Raw genomic sequence first — 16,432 nt, 5'->3', positions numbered from 1 at the left:
ATGCCCGTGAGCAGCGACGCCCGATCCGTCTTCCCCGAGCGGGCGCGCGCCACCCTGCCGGACCGGCCGCTCGGCATCTATGTACACGTACCGTTCTGCGCCACGCGCTGCGGGTACTGCGACTTCAACACGTACACCGCGGGCGAGCTCGGCACCAGCGCCTCGCCGGGCTCCTGGTTCGCCGCCCTCGCCCGCGAGCTCGAGCTCGCCGTCGAGGCATGCGGCGCCGGCGCGCCCGCCGCGAGCACGGTGTTCATCGGTGGAGGTACCCCGTCGCTGGTCGGCGCGGACATGCTGGGCGATGTCCTCGGCGTGATCCGTCGCACCGTGGGGCTCGCCGAGGGAGCCGAGGTCACCACCGAGTCCAACCCCGAGTCGACCTCGCCGGAGTTCTTCGGCGCGCTGCGCGAGGCGGGATTCACCCGGGTGTCTCTGGGCATGCAATCGGTGGCTCCGCACGTGCTTGCTGTCCTGGACCGTACTCACACCCCGGGGCGGGCCGTGGCGGCGGCCGGGGAGGCACGCGCTGCGGGGTTCGAGCACATCAACCTCGACATGATCTACGGCACGCCGGGCGAGACCGACGCGGACCTCGCTGCGACCCTCGATGCGGTGCTCGACGCGGGCGTCGATCATGTGTCGGCCTACGCGCTGATCGTGGAGGAGGGCACGGCGCTGGCCCGGCGGGTCCGCAAGGGCGTGGTGCCCGCGCCCGACGACGATGTGCTCGCTGCTCGCTACGAGATGATCGACGAGCGGCTGTCCGCGGCAGGCCTGGAGTGGTACGAGGTCTCCAACTGGGCGTCGGGCCCGGCGGCGCAGTGCCGGCACAACCTGGGCTACTGGAACGGCGACAACTGGTGGGGCGCGGGGCCGGGCGCGCACGGTCATCTCGGGGGCATCCGATGGTGGAACGCCAAGCATCCCGCGCGCTACGCCGAGACCCTCGATGGGGGCGAGCTGCCGATCGCCGGTCGGGAGGAGCTCACCGCGGACGATCAACATCTCGAGCAGATCATGCTGCAGGTCCGGATGCGGAGCGGCCTCGATCTGTCGCTGCTCGGGCCCCGCGAGCTCGCGGCGGCGCGGGCGTGCATCGACGAGGGCCTCGGCGCCGAGGATGATGATCGGCTCGTGCTCACCGGCCGCGGGCGGTTGCTCGCGGATGCCGTCGTGCGGCGCATCGCGGCCGCTAGCTGAGCCGCGTCGCGCGCGGGTGTGGCCGAGGCAACCACGGCAGCACCGCGGAGGGCGCTAAAATAGGAGGTCGACCACGGATCGCCCGGCGGCAACGCCACGGCTTCCCTCGCGGGGAGGGCCGGCAGGGGGATCCGGATGCCCGCGAGGCCGGCGCATGCCGGCGCGCACCGAGGAATACGGGGAGGTGGTGGACGCATGCCAAGCCCGGAGGACAGGCGTTTTGCCGTGCTGCAGGCAATCGTGTCCGACTACATTTCCACGCATGAGCCCGTGGGATCGAAGACGCTCGTGGACCGCCATAGCCTAGGGGTGTCCTCGGCCACGGTCCGCAACGATATGGCCGTGCTCGAGGCCGAGGGCTACATCCGCCAGCCTCACACCTCGTCGGGGCGCGTGCCTACTGACCGGGGCTACCGGCAGTTCGTGGACCGGCTCGCGGAGATCAAGCCTCTCTCGCAGCCGGAGCGCCGCGCCATCATGGAGTTCCTCGAGGGCGGCGTGGACCTCGATGACGTGCTGCATCGGGCGGTGCGGCTGCTCGCGCAGCTCACCCGGCAGGTCGCAGTGATGCAGTATCCGCGATTGACCTCGTCCACGGTGCGGCATATCGAGGTCGTGCCACTGAACCCGGCGCGGCTGCTGCTCGTGGTCATCATGGACACCGGGCGGGTGGACCAGCGGCTCGTGGAGCTGGGCGATGTCATCAACGACGAGCAGGTGTCCCGGCTGCGCTCGCTGCTCGGCGCCGCGCTCGAGGGCAAGCGGCTGGCGGCGGCCTCGGTGGCGGTCGCCGAGCTCGCGTCGCAGGCGCCGCAGGATGTGCGGGACGCGGTGGTGCGCTCGGCGACCGTGCTCGTCGAGACGCTCGTGGAGCGCAGCGAGGACCGGCTCGTGCTCGGTGGCACCTCCAACCTCACCGCGAACGCCGCGGACTTCGGCGGGAACCCAACGGGCATGCTGACCGTCCTCGAGGCGCTCGAGGAGCAGGTGGTGGTGCTCAAGCTTCTCGCCGCGGTGCAGCAGCCCGGGATGGTGACCGTTCGCATCGGTGAGGAGATGGAGGACGAGCAGATCCGCAGCGCGTCGATGATCACCACGGGCTATGGATCGGCGGGCACCACCTTCGGAGGGGTGGGAGTACTGGGACCGACCCGCATGGACTATCCGTGGGGCATCGCCGCGGTCTCCGCGGTCGCCCGATATGTCGGCGAGGTGCTGTCAGCGCGATGACGAGGCGCTGGCGATGTGGCAACTCGGGAATGAGCGAGTACCGTCGTTCAATGGCCGTCGTCCGCCGCGACGGCAGGGCATACGATTCGCAGAGCGAGAACAGGACGAGACACAGACGTGGCACGTGACTACTACGGGACGCTGGGGCTGACGAAGTCCGCGACCGAGCAGGAGATCAAGCGCGCGTACCGGAAGCTCGCGCGCGAGTACCACCCGGACGTGAACCCTGACCCAGCCGCGCAGGACCGGTTCAAGGAAGCCACGACGGCCTACGAGGTGCTCAGCGACCCCCAGAAGCGCAAGATCGTCGACATGGGCGGCGACCCCCTCGAGGGGCCCGCGGGCGCAGGCGCTGGCGGTGGCTTCAACGGCCAGGGCTTCGGTGGCCTCGGCGACGTCTTCGAGGCGTTCTTCGGTGGCCAGGGCATGGGCTCGCGCGGTCCGCGCAGCCGTGTCCAGCCGGGTGCCGATGCCCTCATCAAGGTGCGCCTCGATCTCGCGGAGTGCGCGCGCGGCGTGACCAAGCAGGTCACCGTCGATACCGCCATCCTGTGCGATCTGTGCCACGGCTCCGGCGCCAACGGCGACTCCAAGCCCGTGCAGTGCGATACGTGCCGCGGCGCGGGCGAGATCCAATCGGTGCAGCGCAGCTTCCTCGGCCAGGTCATGACCAGCCGCCCCTGCCCCACGTGCAACGGTTTCGGCAGCATCATCCCCGACCCTTGCCGCAAGTGCAGCGGAGATGGGCGCGTGCGGGCCCGCCGCGACATCAGCGTCCGCATCCCTGCCGGGGTGGCCAACGGCATGCGGGTCCGCCTCGCCAGCCAGGGCGAGGTCGGCACGGGCGGCGGCCCTGCTGGCGACCTGTACGTCGAGGTCGTCGAGCAGCCCCATGACACGTTCGTCCGCGATGGCGATGCGCTGCATTGCACCGCGCGAGTGCCGATGGTCGATGCCGCGCTCGGCACCACCGTGACCCTCGAGAGCCTCATAGACGGGCCCATCGAGATCGATGTCGAGGCGGGCACGCAGCCAGGAGCGGTGGCGACCGTTCCCCGCCAGGGCATGCCGCGGCTGCGCGCTGATAGCCGCGGTGACCTGTACGTGCACCTCGAGGTCGTCGTGCCGACGAAGCTGGATCACAAGCAGGCCGATCTGCTGCGCTCCTTCCGGGAGTCCCGGCACCGCGATTCCGCGGAGGTGGTCACGAGCGGCTCGCACCATGGCAGCAAGATCTTCTCGAAGCTGCGCGACTTCGTGAGCGGTCACTAGCGCCGTGGCCGCATCGATCTTCCACCTGGATGTCCTGCCCGAGCACAATGGCGGGCTCGTCGTGCTCACGGGCCCCGAGGGGCACCATGCGGCCACCGTCCGCCGCATGCGCGTCGGCGAGGAGCTCGTGCTCACCGACGGCGCGGGAGGCACTGCCCGGGGCATCGTGGAGCGCACCGCGAAGGACGTTGTCGAGATCCGGGTCACCGAGCGCGCGCAGGTGCCGCCGCATGGTCCGCGCATCACCATCGTGCAGGCCTTGCCCAAGTCGGAGCGATCCGAGCTAGCGGTGGAGCTCGTCACCGAGGCCGGTGCCGATGTGATCGTGCCGTGGTCGGCATCGCGCTGCGTGGCCCGCTGGGAGGGCCTGAAGATGAAGAAGGGCGTGGACAAGTGGCGCAAGACCGCGTTCGCCGCAGCCAAGCAGGCCCGCCGCACCCACTTCCCCGAGGTGCGCGACCAGCACTCGTCCCAGCAGGTGGTCGAGCTCATCGAGTCCACGGTCGGCGCCGGTGGAATAGCCCTGGTCCTGCATGAGTCCTCGATGCGCCACATCAACGACATCCCGCTGTCGGAGGCATCCGAGCTGCTGCTGGTGATCGGGCCCGAGGGCGGGGTCGCTCCGGAGGAGCTGGACCTCTTCGTGGGCGCGGGCGCTCGCTGCGCGCTGCTCGGGCCGACGGTCCTGCGAACCTCCACGGCGGGCGCGGTGGCGCTCGGCGCGCTCGGTGTGCTGACCGCCAAGTGGAGCACCACCCCCATCGACTGACGGTCCCCGCTAGTGTGGCGCTGGGCCGTCCTGGCCCACCATCCGCCGCGGGGCGCGCGGAATTCTCGCGCGACGCCGAGCGGCAACCCGGCATAGACTGAAGCCATCCGGATCACGCGCACCGCGAGGTCCCCGCATAGCTACCAGGAAGCAGGTTCGCGACCCATCGTGTCGGACCACGACGATGACCAGAACACGTCGGCCCAGTCGGCGCCAATCCAGTCGGCGGCCGCTTCTGCCCTCGAGCGCTCGGTGCGGTCGAGCATGCAGCTGCCGCCCCACACCGTGCTCCCGCTGCTCGGCTCGGCGGACGAGAACCTTCGCCTGCTCGAGCGCCTGCTCAACGCTGATATCCATGTGCGTGGCAACGAGGTGACCATCACCGGTCATGCCTCGGACGTGGCGCTCGCCGAGCGCGTGCTCGATGAGCTGCTCACCATCGTGGGTCGGGACCAGGCGCTCACCCTCGATGCCGTGGAGCGCAGCGTCGCGATGCTCACCGAGGGCACTCATGACTCGCCCGCCGAGGTGCTCAGCCTCGATATCGTCTCCCGGCGCGGCAAGACCATCCGCCCAAAGACGGTGAACCAGAAGACCTACGTCGATGCCATCGACGAGTCGACGATCGTCTTCGGCGTCGGGCCCGCGGGCACGGGCAAGACCTACCTCGCCATGGCCAAGGCCGTGCAGGCGCTGCAATCGAAGAATGTCACCCGCATCATCCTCACGCGTCCTGCGGTGGAGGCGGGGGAGCGCCTCGGGTTCCTGCCGGGCACGCTCAACGAGAAGATCGACCCGTACCTGCGGCCGCTGTACGACGCGCTGCATGACATGCTCGATCCCGCGGCGATCCCCAAGCTGATGCAGGCCGGAGTGATCGAGGTGGCGCCGCTCGCCTACATGCGTGGCCGCACGCTCAACGATGCGTTCATCATCCTCGACGAGGCCCAGAACACCACCCCCGAGCAGATGAAGATGTTCCTCACCCGGCTCGGTTTCGGGTCGAAGATCGTCGTCACCGGTGATGTGACGCAGGTGGACCTGCCCTCGGGCACCCGTTCCGGCCTGCACGTGGCCTCCGAGATCCTCCGGGGCATCGATGGCATCGCGCGCATCGAGCTCACCAGCAAGGACGTGGTGCGCCACCGGCTCGTTTCCGACATCGTCGATGCCTACGCGCGGTTCGAGGATGCCGAGCGGTCCGCCGGGCCGAGGCCGGTGGGGGATGGTCCGCGCCGCCGTGGCCCCGATCACCGGTTGCCGCGCAGGTAGGAGCCGCCGCGCGCGGGCGGTAGGGTATGAGCACCGTCGGCAGCGCATCGCGCTCGCGGCATGATCACTGGGCCAGCAGAACCATGAAAGGTAGCACCGCAGGGTGAGCATCGAAGTCAGCAACGAGAGCGGCGTGGCAGTACCGGCTAAGCGCCTGATGGCGGTGGCGCGATATGCCCTCGACCGTCTCGATGTGCACCCGGCCGCGGAGCTGTCGATGGTCTTCGTGGACAAGGAGACCATGGCGGAGCTGCACGTGCAGTGGATGGACCTGCCCGGCCCCACCGACGTGATGTCCTTCCCGATGGATGAGCTGACCCCGGGCGGGCGTCCCGATGCCGCGGATCCAGGTCCAGCGATGCTCGGCGATATCATCATCTGCCCCCAGGTAGCGGCCGAGCAGGCCGAGCAAGCAGGGCACTCGCCCGAGCATGAGCTCGCCGTCCTCACCGTGCATGGGGTCCTCCACCTGCTCGGCTACGACCACGCCGAGCCGGACGAGGAGAAAGAGATGTTCGGGCTGCAGAACCAGCTGCTCGCGGACTGGGTCGCCGCGCAGGAGGAGAAGGCCCGCAAGGCCGCGCAGGTCGAGCGGGACAGGCGCCTGCTCGGCAAGGTCGGTCTCCTCGACGACTCCTCGGATCGGTGACGGGACCGGCCACGGAAAGCGTCGACGCCATGCTGCTCGCCATCATTGCCCTTCTGGTCCTTCTCGGCGGTGTCTTCGCCGCCATCGATGCCGCCCTCAATACTCTGTCGGTGGCGCGCGTCCAGGAGCTCTCCGAGTCGGGAGCCACCGGTTCGCGGGGTCTGCGCCGTCTCGTCGATGACCGCGCGGAATACATCAACCTCGCGATCCTGCTGCGAGTGGTCTGCGAGATCGGCTCGACGGTGCTGCTCGCGTCCCTTCTCCTCGACCGGCTCGAGACGCACTGGGCGCTCGTGCTCAGCGCCATCGTCATGGTCGTCGTGTCCTACGTGCTCATCGGCGTGGGGCCGCGCACCTTGGGCCGCCAGCACGCCTACGGCATCTCGGCCGCGGTCGCCTTCCCGCTGCGCGTCCTGGGCACGCTGCTGGGCCCGCTCATGCGGGGCATGATCCTGCTGGGCAACGCCGTCACCCCGGGCAAGGGCTTCCGGCATGGTCCGTTCACCTCCGAGATCGAGCTGCGCGAGCTCGTGGACCTCGCGCAGGAGCGTGGTGTCGTCGCGGCGGACGAGCATCGCATGATCCAGTCCGTGTTCGACCTGGGTGACACGATCGCGCGGGAAGTGATGGTGCCGCGCACCGAGATGGTGTGGATCGAGCAGGACAAGCATGCGGGGCAGGCCACATCGCTGGCGATCCGCAGCGGGCACTCGCGCATCCCCGTGGTCGGTTCGAACGTCGACGACATCCGCGGTGTCGTCTATCTGAAGGACCTGGTGACCAAGACATACACGGCGGTCGATGGCGGGCGCAGCGTCCTCGTGCGGGAACTGATGCGGCCCGCGGTGTTCGTCCCCGATACCAAGCCGCTCGACGTGTTGCTCGCCGACATGCAGCGCGACCGCAACCATATGGTCGTCCTCGTCGATGAGTACGGGGGCGTGGCAGGCATCGTGACGATCGAGGACATCCTCGAGGAGATCGTGGGCGAGATCGCCGACGAGTACGATACGGACGAGACGCCCCCCGTGGTTTCGCTCGAGGATGGCATGTTCCGGGTTTCGGCGCGCATCTCCATCGATGATCTCGGCGAACTATTCGACGAGCGGATCGAGGAGGACGTCGAGACCGTCGGTGGACTGCTCGCGCACGAGCTAGGACGTGTCCCGCTGCCCGGCTCCGAGGTTCGGATCAACGGCATCCGGCTGATCGCCGAGGGGGGCAAGGACCTGCGCGGCAGGGTCCGCATCCATACCGTGCTCGCGAGCCGGGAAGTCGACGATGAGCCCGGGGCCACCGAGAGCGACGATGCTCGACCCGGCGAAGCCACGGCAGATGCCAGCCCACACCCGGACAAGACAAAGGAACACCACCATGACCACTGATTTCCGATCCGGGTTCGTCTGCCTCGTCGGCCGCCCCAACACGGGCAAGTCAACGTTGACCAATGCGCTCGTGGGCACCAAGATCGCCATCACCTCCTCGCGCCCGCAGACCACCCGCCACACCATCCGCGGCATCATCCACCGCGAGGATGGGCAGATCGTGATGGTCGACACCCCCGGCCTGCATCGCCCCCGCACCCTCCTCGGCCAGCGGCTCAATGACCTCGTGCGCGATACCTACGCCGAGGTCGATGCCGTGGGCGTGTGCATCCCGGCGAACGAGAAGATCGGTCCCGGCGATCGCTGGATCCTCGAGCAGCTCCAGTCGGTGGCGCCCCGCACGCCGGTGATCGGGGTCGTCACGAAGATCGACAAGGTATCGAAGGCCGAGGTCATCGAGCAGCTCATCGCCGTGTCCAAGCAGCTCGGCGACAAGGCCGAGGTCATCCCGGTCTCGGCGAAGACCGGCGAGAACGTCGAGCGCTTCACCGAGCTGCTGCGCACGATGATGCCCGAGGGCCCGGCGCTGTATCCCGAGGGGGAGCTGACCGACGAGCCCGAGATCGTGCTCATGGCCGAGCTGATCCGCGAGGCGGCGCTCGAGGGCGTGCGCGATGAGCTGCCCCACTCCCTCGCGGTGGTCATCGAGGAGCTCAAGGACAGCACCAACAAGAAGGGCCAGCCGGTGCTGACCATCTTCGCGAACCTCTACGTCGAGCGGCCTAGCCAGAAGTCCATCATCATCGGCAAGGGTGGCACCCGGTTGCGCGCCGTGGGCAGCGCGGCCCGGGCGCAGCTCGAGCGGATCTTCGGCACCAAGGTGTTCCTCGACATGCATGTCAAGGTGGCAAAGGATTGGCAACGGGATCCCAAACAGCTGGGAAAGCTGGGCTTCTAGGGCGAACCGGACGCCCTTGTCCTTGTGTCCCAGGACACGTGCCCCGAAGAGGTTCATTGCGGCGATCGGCTCTGTTCACCTTGCGTTTGCCTACAGGCACTCCTCGTTCATGCGAACCGGTTACGTTCACCTTGGTTGGCGGAACCGCCGAAACGAGAACGAACTCTTCCAAGGAGAAAAAGCATGGGCAAGTGGCGTTCCCTGGTCGCCCTCGGCGCGACCGTGCCGGTCGTGGCATTCGGCGCGGCCTGCAGCAGTGACAACGGTGGGGGCGAGGGCTCGCTCAGCGGCACCTTGACGGGTGCTGGCGCGTCCTTCCCGAACCCGGTCTTCCAGGAGTGGGCTGCTTCCTACCAGCAGACCGAGCCCGGCGTGCGCATCAACTACCAGAGCATCGGCTCCGGCGGCGGCATCGAGCAGTTCCTGCGCCAGACCGTCGACTTCGGCTCCTCCGAGCGCTTCCTCACCGATGAGGCCCTCCAGGAGGCCACCGACGGCCGCGGCTGCGAGGCCATCCAGTTCCCCGTCATCTTCGGGTCGGTCGCCATGGTGTTCAACGACCCGGCGCTCGATGGCATGGTCCTCACTCCTGAGGTGATCGCCGACATCTACTCCCGCGACATCACCAACTACAACGATCAGGCGATCCAGGAACTCAACCCGGACATGGACCTGCCTGACCTCGACATCATCCCCGTGCATCGCTCGGACGGCTCCGGCACCACCTTCGTGTTCACTCATTTCCTCACGACCGAGGATGCGGAGTGGGCCGATGAGTTCGGCGAGGGCACCGAGGTCCAGTGGGCGAACGGCACCATCGGTGGCCAGGGCAACGAGGGCGTCTCCGGCCAGGTCGAGCAGAACAGTGGCGCGATCGGGTACGTGAACCAGGCGTACGCGCTCGAGCTGGGCCTGCCCCAGGCGGCCGTCGTCAACTCGGATGGCAACGCGATCTACCCGACCCTCGAGGCCACCACCGCGGCCTCCGAGGAAGCGGAGATCCCCGAGTCGTTCCAGTTCACCATCGATGGCATCGGTGGCGAGGGCTACCCGATCACCGGCACCAACTGGATCTTCGCCTACGAGTGCGGCTACGACGAGAACACCGCCGAGATGCTCAAGGACTACTGGACCTGGGTCCTCACCGACCAGGAAGCCGATGACCTCGCTCTCGAGCTTGGCTACGCCCCGATGGGCGACGGCCTCAAGGATCGCGTCCTCGAGCAGGTCGAGCGCATCAACTCGCAGAACTGACTCGTTCAGTGACTGCTAGGCGGTAGAACCCCAGCGCGGCCGGTCATCGCCGGCCGCGCTGGACCGCGTCCCCAGCACCACCCTTGCCCCGACGCAGACATACGGAGACAAGACCCCATGTCGGTACTCACACCACCTAGTGGTCCCGAATTGCGAAACCGCTCCCGCGGTCGCTTCGCAGACCCCATATTCCGCTGGACGATGGCCATCGCGGCCACCACCGTCCTGATCATCCTCGCCCTGATGGTCATCCGCACCACCCAGGACGCATGGCCGATCTTCCAGAAGGAGGGCTTCTTCGGATTCCTCTTCGGAACGGACTGGGAAGCCGGATACTCACGCGACGAGATCACCGGCACGTACGGTGCCTGGCCGTTCATCTACGGCACGCTGGTCACTTCGCTGATCGCCATCGTGATCGCCCTGCCGCTCGCCATCGGGGTGGCGCTCTACCTCACGCAGCTCGCCCCGAGCAAGCTTCGTGGTCCGCTCTCCTACAGCGTCGAGCTGCTCGCCGCGGTGCCGTCCATCATCTTCGGCATGTGGGGCTTCTTCTGGTTCATGCCCAACGTGCTGCGGCCCTTCGTCCTCGAGCCGCTCGCCGATGTCTTCGGCTGGTTCTTCCTTCTCGAGGGCCCTGTCTTCGGCACCAGCTACCTCAGCGCCGGCATCGTGCTCGCCATCATGATCCTGCCGATCATGACCGCGATCTTCCGCGAGGTATTCCTCGTCAACCCGATCGAGCAGCAGCACGCCGCCTACGGCCTCGGCGCGACCCGATTCGAGGTCATCCGCAAGGTCATCCTGCCGTCGAGCCTGTCCGGCATCGTCGGTGGCACCATGCTCGGGCTTGGCCGCGCGCTCGGCGAGACCGTCGCCGTGCTGTTCCTCATCGGTAGCACGCAGAAGATCAGCTCCAGCCTCGTCCAGGGCGGTGACTCCATGGCCGCGCACATCGCCGCGACCTTCCAGGACGCCACTCCGGAGACTGTCCGGGGCCTCATGGCGATCGGTGTGGCGCTGTTCGTCGTCACCATGATCGTCAACGTTGTCGCTCGCATCATCGTATGGCGGCTCGGTCGCATGACGGGAGACTCAGCAGTATGACCACCCAGCTCGATAAGCCCACCCCCGGCGCGGAGCATCGCAGCCTGCGCAACCGGGCCGGCAATGCCGGTCGGCGCACCATCTCGAACACGATCTTCAGCGGCCTGCTGACCGCAGGCATGGCCATCGCGGCAATCCCGCTGGTCCTCATCATCTCCTACATCGCCTACCGGGGCGCAGGCGTGATCGGCCTCGAGTTCTTCACCGAGAACGAGCCCCCCTATACGCGCGAGGGCGGCGGCTACCTGGCCGGCTTCTTCGGAACCCTCTACATCACGGGCCTCGCCATCCTCATGGCCGTTCCCCTGGGCATCGCCACCGCGATCTACCTCGTCGAGTACGGCACGGGCAAGCTCTCCATGGTGATCCGGTTCTTCACCGACGTCATGACCGGCATCCCCTCGATCTTCGTCGGCCTGTTCGTCTACGGGCTCCTGGTCTCGGGATGGGTCTCGCTCGGCTTCGGCACCTTCGCCGCGGCCGTCGCCATCGCCATCATCATGCTGCCCATCGTCACCCGCTCCGCCGAGGAGATGCTCAAGCTCGTTCCCGACGAGTGGCGCAACGCTTCCTACGGCCTCGGCGCGGGCAAGGCGCAGACCATCATGCGCACCGTGCTGCCCGCTGCTGGCCCCGGCCTGATCACCGGCTCCATGCTGGCGGTGGCACGAGGCATCGGCGAGACCGCGCCACTCATCCTCACGGCGCTCGGCTCCGTGTTCCTCGTGACGACGTTCCAGGGCGATCCCCAGGCCGCCGTGCCGCTGCAGATCTACAACGGTGCCCGGCAGCCCTTCGAGGCGGGCCTCGAGCGAGCCTTCGGTGGCGCGCTCAGCCTGTTCGGCCTCGTCCTTATCATGATCATTGCCGCCCGCGTCATCGGTGCCCGATCCAACAAGCGGAAGTGATAGTGATGACAGTGCAGGAATCCACCGGCTCGACCGTGTCGTCCGCTGCCGCCAAGGATGCGGTCTTCGAGATCGATCAGGTATCGGTCAAGTACGGCAGCTTCACCGCTCTGCGGGATGTGAGCTTCGCCATCAACCGCAACGAGGTCACCGCGTTCATCGGCCCCTCCGGCTGCGGCAAGTCCACGCTGCTCCGGTCGCTCAACCGCATGAACGACCTCGTGCCCGGCGCCAGCGTCGACGGCGAGATCCGCTTCAACGGCGAGAACATCTACGAGTCCGATATCGATGGGGGCGAGGTGCGCCGCCGAATCGGCATGGTCTTCCAGCGCCCCAACCCATTCCAGATGTCGATCTACGACAATGTCGCCTTCGGCCCCCGCCTCAACGGCTACAAGGGCAACATGGATGACCTCGTCGAGAACTCGCTGCGGCGTGCTGGCCTCTGGGACGAGGTGCACAAGAAGCTCAAGGAAAGCGGCACCGCAATCTCTGGCGGGCAGCAGCAGCGCCTGTGCATCGCCCGCGCGATCGCCGTCGAGCCCGAGGTGCTGCTCATGGACGAGCCCTGTTCAGCGCTCGATCCGATCGCTACCCTGAAGATCGAGGATCTCATCCGCGAGCTCGCGGGATCCTTCAGCATCGTGATCGTGACGCACAACATGCAGCAGGCGGCGCGAGTGTCTGACAAGACCGCCTTCTTCAGCGTCGAGGACGGTGACGGCGATCGCCGCGCTGGAGAGCTCGTGGAGTTCGCCAGCACCGACTACATCTTCACCAAGACCACCAACAAGCGGACCGAGGACTACATCAGTGGCCGCTTCGGCTGACGCCGCGTCCCCGGACGGGCAGGAGACCCCGACCATCCGGACCGACGAGAACCCCACCACGCGAGGAGCGAACCCCATGGCCCATGTGACGTCAACTGGCACGGACCTGTCCCACACCACCGGCGCTGGCGATAAGCCCGGCCTGCGCATCAACCTGGGGGAGGCTCGCCCCGCGAGGTCGGCGAGCCGCAGCGGCCCCGCCATCACCTGCGACGACGTCCGGGTCTTCTACAAGAAGCACCTCGCCGTGCGCGACGTGAACATGACCTTCGCGCGCAACGAGGTCACCGCCCTCATCGGCCCCTCGGGCTGCGGCAAGTCCACGGTGCTCCGGTCGCTCAACCGCATGAATGACCTGATCCCCGGCGCCCGCGTCGAAGGCATGGTCCGCTTCGAGGGCACCGACATCTACGGCGAGGGCGTCGACGCCACCGAGGTGCGCCGCCGCATCGGCATGGTCTTCCAGAAGCCCAACCCCTTCCCGAAGTCGATCTACGAGAACGTCGCCTACGGCCCCCGCGTGACCAACATGCAGGTCGACAACATGGACGATCTCGTGGAGGAAGCCCTCCGCAAGGCCGCCATCTGGGACGAGGTGAAGACCAACCTCAAGGGCAGCGCACTCGCGCTCTCCGGCGGCCAGCAGCAGCGGCTGTGCATCGCCCGGGCCATCGCCACCAAGCCCGAGGTCATCCTCATGGACGAGCCCTGCTCCGCGCTCGATCCCATCGCCACCCTCAAGATCGAGGACTTGATGTCCGATCTCGCCGAGGAATTCACCATCATCATCGTCACTCACAACATGCAGCAGGCCGCGCGCGTCTCGCAGCGCACCGCCTTCTTCACTGCCGAGGCCGACGAGCATGGTGATCGCACCGGTCGCCTCGTCGAGTACGACGAGACCGCCAAGATCTTCTCCAACCCCGCCGACCAGCGCACCGAGGACTACATCTCCGGCCGCTTCGGCTGATGGTGCGTGCCCGCGCCGTTCGCTGCAGGCAGGGCCCGAGCAGAAAGTGAAGTGACAACGCAGTGGTGGCGAACATGGATGTCGCGTTCGTTGGTGCGCGCAAGCTAGCCGAGCTCAGTGATCCAGCAACCGTCCGCCACCATCCGATGGTCCTCGTCATCGACGATGACAAGGCCGCCGTCACCGCGCTCGCCGAGGGCCTGCGCGGACAGCCCTACACGGTGCACGCCTGCCTCGAGCCCGCCGAGGCCTTGCTCATCGTCGGCAGGCTCCGGCCCGACCTTGTCGTGCTCGCCCCCGTTGGTGGCCTGATCAGCTCCCTGGAGTTCCTCGAGCTCGTGCGCCTGGGCGATCCGGACCTGCCCATCCTTGTCGCCGCGGCACCCAGCGATGGGGACTTCGTCGCGCGCGCCTCCACCGCGGCGAACATCGTGGTGCCCAAGCCGTACCGCACCCAGGAGCTCGCGGTGATCGTGCAGTCCTACCTCAATAGCGCTGCCATCCAGGAGGCCAGGCGCAGCACCATCGATCTCGGCAGGCTCCGCATCGACGGCGCCGCGCCGCAGATGTGGATCGACGGCGACTGCCTCCGCCTGCCGCCCCGCGAGTACCTGCTGCTGCGCTACCTCGCCGAGCGGCCCGGCATGGTGGTGCCCCGCACCGAGCTCGTCCACGCCGTGTGGGGGAGCAGCGCCACCAACAGCAACACCCTCACCGTGCACATCGCGCGGCTCCGCAAGCGCTTCGGTGACGACGAGCATGACCCCCAATGGCTGCGCGCCATCCGCGGGCTCGGCTACCAGTTCCAGGTTCCCGAGCGGCACGCATCGCCTCCCGCGCGTCGTGCGGTCCCGGACCAGCGCGCGCCGCGATGAACATGTCGTACCCCGATGGCACACTAGGCACGTGAGGCTATACCAGGAACGCGCGATCGTGCTTCGCCAGCACAAGCTTGGCGAGGCTGACCGCATCCTCACCCTGCTCACTCGCGAGCACGGCATCGTCCGTGCCGTCGCGAAGGGCATCCGCCGCACCCGCTCCAAGTTCGGCGCGCGCCTCGAGCCCGGCAACCACGTCGATGTGCTGCTCTACCCCGGCCGCAACCTCGACATCGTCACCCAGGTGCAGGTGCTCGACGGGTTCGCCGCCGAGACCGTCACCGACTACGGCATCTACACCACCGCCTGCGCGATCCTCGAGACCGCCGAGCGCCTCGCCGGGGAGGAGCACGCCCCCGCCCCGCGGCTGTTCCACCTCACCGTCGGCGCGCTGCGTGCCCTCGTCGCCGATGATCGCCCCTCCGAGCTGATCCTTGACGCCTACCTCCTGCGTGCCATGGGCCTCGCCGGATGGGCGCCCGCCCTGCAGGACTGTGCCCGCTGCGGCACCAGCGGCCCGCATCGCGCCTTCCACGTCGCCGCAGGAGGCACCGTGTGCGTGGCTTGCCGGCCCGCTGGTGCCGCCACGCCCAGCGCGGACGTGCTTGCCCTGATGAGCGCCCTCGTGCACGGGCACTGGGACCACGCCCTCGCCAGCACTCCCACGGTGCGCAGCCAGGCCAGCGGCCTCACCGCCGCGCACCTGCAATGGCACCTCGAGCGGCAACTGCGCACCCTGCCGCTCATCGAGCGATCCCGCCCTCACACCGGCCCCGCGCCCGACCCGGTCGCCGCTCCCGCCTAGGAGCAGCTTCCTCTGCCGGGTGCGTCCCCGTTCCCGGCCCGCGCGGCCTGTCAGGCAAGATGAGACCGTGGCACAGCGACGATCCTCCTGGCGGAAGACAGCAGCAAGCGAAGCGCGCGAGATCCGGCCCCCGGACCCGCATCCCTCCGGCGCGACGCCGCCCCGGCTGCCTGCCGAGTTCGTGCCCCGCCACGTCGCCCTCGTCATGGATGGCAACGGGCGCTGGGCCGAGCAACGTGGCCTGCCTCGCACCGAGGGCCACAAGCGTGGCGAATCCGTCCTCATGGACGTCGTGTGCGGATCCCTCGAGATCGGCGTGCAATGGCTGTCGGCCTACGCCTTCTCCACCGAGAACTGGCGCCGCAGCCCCGAGGAGGTCCGCTTCCTCATGGGCTTCAACCGCGATGTCATCCGCAACCGACGCGACGAGATGCACGAGATGGGCGTGCGGGTGCGCTGGGCCGGGCGGAGGCCGAGGCTGTGGCGCAGCGTCATCCGCGAGCTCGAGATCGCCGAGGAGATGACCAAGGACAACACCAAGCTCACCCTCACCATGTGCGTCAACTACGGGGGCCGCGCGGAGATCGTCGACGCCGCCCGGGAGCTCGCCCGCAAGGCCGCGGCGGGGCAGCTCAACCCCGACCGCATCACCGAGGCCATGCTCGCCCGCCACCTCGACGAGCCGGACATGCCCGACGTCGACCTCTTCCTGCGGCCCTCCGGCGAGATGCGCACCTCCAACTTCCTGCTGTGGCAATCCGCCTACGCCGAGTTCGTGTTCCAGGAGACCCTGTTCCCTGACTTCGACCGCCGTGATCTCTGGGCAGCCTGCGTCGAGTACGCCAAGCGGGACCGCCGCTACGGCGGGGTGAACCCTAGCTAGGGGATCCGCGTCGAGGCGGCTGCCTCGGTCGCGAGTGTGCTGCTGTCTCGGCCGCGAGTGTGCGAGAAACGACAGCTCTAGCGTGAAATCCTGTCGTTTTTCGCACACTCGTGGCGTTGCGG

16 protein-coding genes are annotated in these 16,432 nt (G+C 68.1%); all 16 read left to right on the top strand.

All coding sequences use genetic code 11. The features are described from left to right. The 16 genes from hemW to FXO18_RS12100 all read left to right on the top strand — a co-directional run bounded on the left by hemW (position 1) and on the right by FXO18_RS12100 (position 16,310). Positions 1–1,200 (top strand): radical SAM family heme chaperone HemW, encoded by a 1,200-nt coding sequence (gene hemW / locus FXO18_RS12175; RefSeq protein ID WP_149361405.1) that lies wholly within the window; start codon positions 1–3, stop codon positions 1,198–1,200. A gap of 195 nt (positions 1,201–1,395) precedes the next feature. Continuing rightward, positions 1,396–2,430, top strand: coding sequence for a heat-inducible transcriptional repressor HrcA (hrcA, locus tag FXO18_RS12170; RefSeq protein ID WP_149361404.1), 1,035 nt, complete (start codon positions 1,396–1,398; stop codon positions 2,428–2,430). A gap of 117 nt (positions 2,431–2,547) precedes the next feature. Beyond that, positions 2,548–3,702, top strand: a complete 1,155-nt coding sequence (gene dnaJ, locus FXO18_RS12165) for a molecular chaperone DnaJ (protein WP_149361403.1) — start codon at positions 2,548–2,550, stop codon at positions 3,700–3,702. Positions 3,703–3,706: 4 nt separating this feature from the next. Continuing rightward, positions 3,707–4,471, top strand: coding sequence for a 16S rRNA (uracil(1498)-N(3))-methyltransferase (locus FXO18_RS12160; protein WP_149361402.1), 765 nt, complete (start codon positions 3,707–3,709; stop codon positions 4,469–4,471). A 168-nt stretch (positions 4,472–4,639) separates the two neighbouring features. Then, positions 4,640–5,743 (top strand): PhoH family protein, encoded by a 1,104-nt coding sequence (locus tag FXO18_RS12155; RefSeq protein ID WP_407936470.1) that lies wholly within the window; start codon positions 4,640–4,642, stop codon positions 5,741–5,743. A 103-nt stretch (positions 5,744–5,846) separates the two neighbouring features. Further along, a complete protein-coding gene (gene ybeY, locus FXO18_RS12150) occupies positions 5,847–6,392 on the top strand; it encodes an rRNA maturation RNase YbeY (RefSeq protein WP_149361401.1) in 546 nt (181 codons plus the stop codon). Between the two features lie 29 nt (positions 6,393–6,421). Then, positions 6,422–7,777: a hemolysin family protein gene (locus FXO18_RS12145; RefSeq protein WP_149361726.1), complete on the top strand. Its 1,356-nt coding sequence runs from the start codon at positions 6,422–6,424 to the stop codon at positions 7,775–7,777. Then, a complete protein-coding gene (gene era / locus FXO18_RS12140; RefSeq protein ID WP_149361400.1) occupies positions 7,767–8,675 on the top strand; it encodes a GTPase Era in 909 nt (302 codons plus the stop codon). The genes FXO18_RS12145 and era overlap by 11 nt, the downstream gene beginning before the upstream one ends. 183 nt (positions 8,676–8,858) lie before the next feature. Beyond that, complete coding sequence (gene pstS, locus FXO18_RS12135) at positions 8,859–9,929, top strand: phosphate ABC transporter substrate-binding protein PstS (RefSeq protein WP_149361399.1); 1,071 nt, start codon at positions 8,859–8,861, stop codon at positions 9,927–9,929. Positions 9,930–10,046: 117 nt separating this feature from the next. After that, the gene (pstC, locus tag FXO18_RS12130; RefSeq protein ID WP_149361398.1) at positions 10,047–11,036 is read left to right on the top strand and encodes a phosphate ABC transporter permease subunit PstC; all 990 of its coding nucleotides are present in this window, start codon (positions 10,047–10,049) and stop codon (positions 11,034–11,036) included. Beyond that, a complete protein-coding gene (gene pstA, locus FXO18_RS12125) occupies positions 11,033–11,944 on the top strand; it encodes a phosphate ABC transporter permease PstA (protein ID WP_223114735.1) in 912 nt (303 codons plus the stop codon). The genes pstC and pstA overlap by 4 nt, the downstream gene beginning before the upstream one ends. A 5-nt stretch (positions 11,945–11,949) precedes the next feature. After that, positions 11,950–12,774: a phosphate ABC transporter ATP-binding protein PstB gene (gene pstB, locus FXO18_RS12120; protein ID WP_149361396.1), complete on the top strand. Its 825-nt coding sequence runs from the start codon at positions 11,950–11,952 to the stop codon at positions 12,772–12,774. A 76-nt stretch (positions 12,775–12,850) separates the two neighbouring features. Then, positions 12,851–13,744 carry a phosphate ABC transporter ATP-binding protein PstB gene (gene pstB, locus FXO18_RS12115; protein WP_149361725.1) on the top strand — a complete coding sequence of 298 codons (894 nt, stop codon included), beginning with the start codon at positions 12,851–12,853 and terminating at the stop codon, positions 13,742–13,744. 74 nt (positions 13,745–13,818) lie between these two features. Next, positions 13,819–14,619 (top strand): response regulator transcription factor, encoded by an 801-nt coding sequence (locus FXO18_RS12110; protein WP_149361395.1) that lies wholly within the window; start codon positions 13,819–13,821, stop codon positions 14,617–14,619. Between the two features lie 31 nt (positions 14,620–14,650). Further along, entirely contained in the window at positions 14,651–15,427 is a 777-nt protein-coding gene (gene recO, locus FXO18_RS12105; RefSeq protein ID WP_149361394.1) for a DNA repair protein RecO, read from the top strand. Positions 15,428–15,494: 67 nt separating this feature from the next. Beyond that, positions 15,495–16,310 (top strand): isoprenyl transferase, encoded by an 816-nt coding sequence (locus FXO18_RS12100; RefSeq protein ID WP_149361393.1) that lies wholly within the window; start codon positions 15,495–15,497, stop codon positions 16,308–16,310. The last annotated feature ends 122 nt before the right edge of the window (positions 16,311–16,432 follow it).

Origin of the sequence: Lolliginicoccus suaedae, assembly GCF_008312885.1 — a bacterium.
GTDB lineage: Bacteria > Actinomycetota > Actinomycetes > Mycobacteriales > Mycobacteriaceae > Lolliginicoccus > Lolliginicoccus suaedae.
The sequence above is the reverse complement of the archived record's forward strand: the minus strand, read 5'-3'. Positions and strand labels throughout refer to the sequence as shown.

What these genes read in the sequence shown, in the direction of transcription:
- hrcA (WP_149361404.1), top strand. Translation starts at nt 1,396, where the DNA reads ATGCCAAGCCCGGAGGACAGGCGTTTTGCCGTGCTGCAGGCAATCGTG.
- pstC (WP_149361398.1), top strand. Translation starts at nt 10,047, where the DNA reads ATGTCGGTACTCACACCACCTAGTGGTCCCGAATTGCGAAACCGCTCC.
- pstB (WP_149361725.1), top strand. Translation starts at nt 12,851, where the DNA reads ATGGCCCATGTGACGTCAACTGGCACGGACCTGTCCCACACCACCGGC.
- pstA (WP_223114735.1), top strand. Translation starts at nt 11,033, where the DNA reads ATGACCACCCAGCTCGATAAGCCCACCCCCGGCGCGGAGCATCGCAGC.
- FXO18_RS12110 (WP_149361395.1), top strand. Translation starts at nt 13,819, where the DNA reads ATGGATGTCGCGTTCGTTGGTGCGCGCAAGCTAGCCGAGCTCAGTGAT.
- hemW (WP_149361405.1), top strand. Translation starts at nt 1, where the DNA reads ATGCCCGTGAGCAGCGACGCCCGATCCGTCTTCCCCGAGCGGGCGCGC.
- pstB (WP_149361396.1), top strand. Translation starts at nt 11,950, where the DNA reads ATGACAGTGCAGGAATCCACCGGCTCGACCGTGTCGTCCGCTGCCGCC.
- era (WP_149361400.1), top strand. Translation starts at nt 7,767, where the DNA reads ATGACCACTGATTTCCGATCCGGGTTCGTCTGCCTCGTCGGCCGCCCC.
- FXO18_RS12145 (WP_149361726.1), top strand. Translation starts at nt 6,422, where the DNA reads ATGCTGCTCGCCATCATTGCCCTTCTGGTCCTTCTCGGCGGTGTCTTC.
- pstS (WP_149361399.1), top strand. Translation starts at nt 8,859, where the DNA reads ATGGGCAAGTGGCGTTCCCTGGTCGCCCTCGGCGCGACCGTGCCGGTC.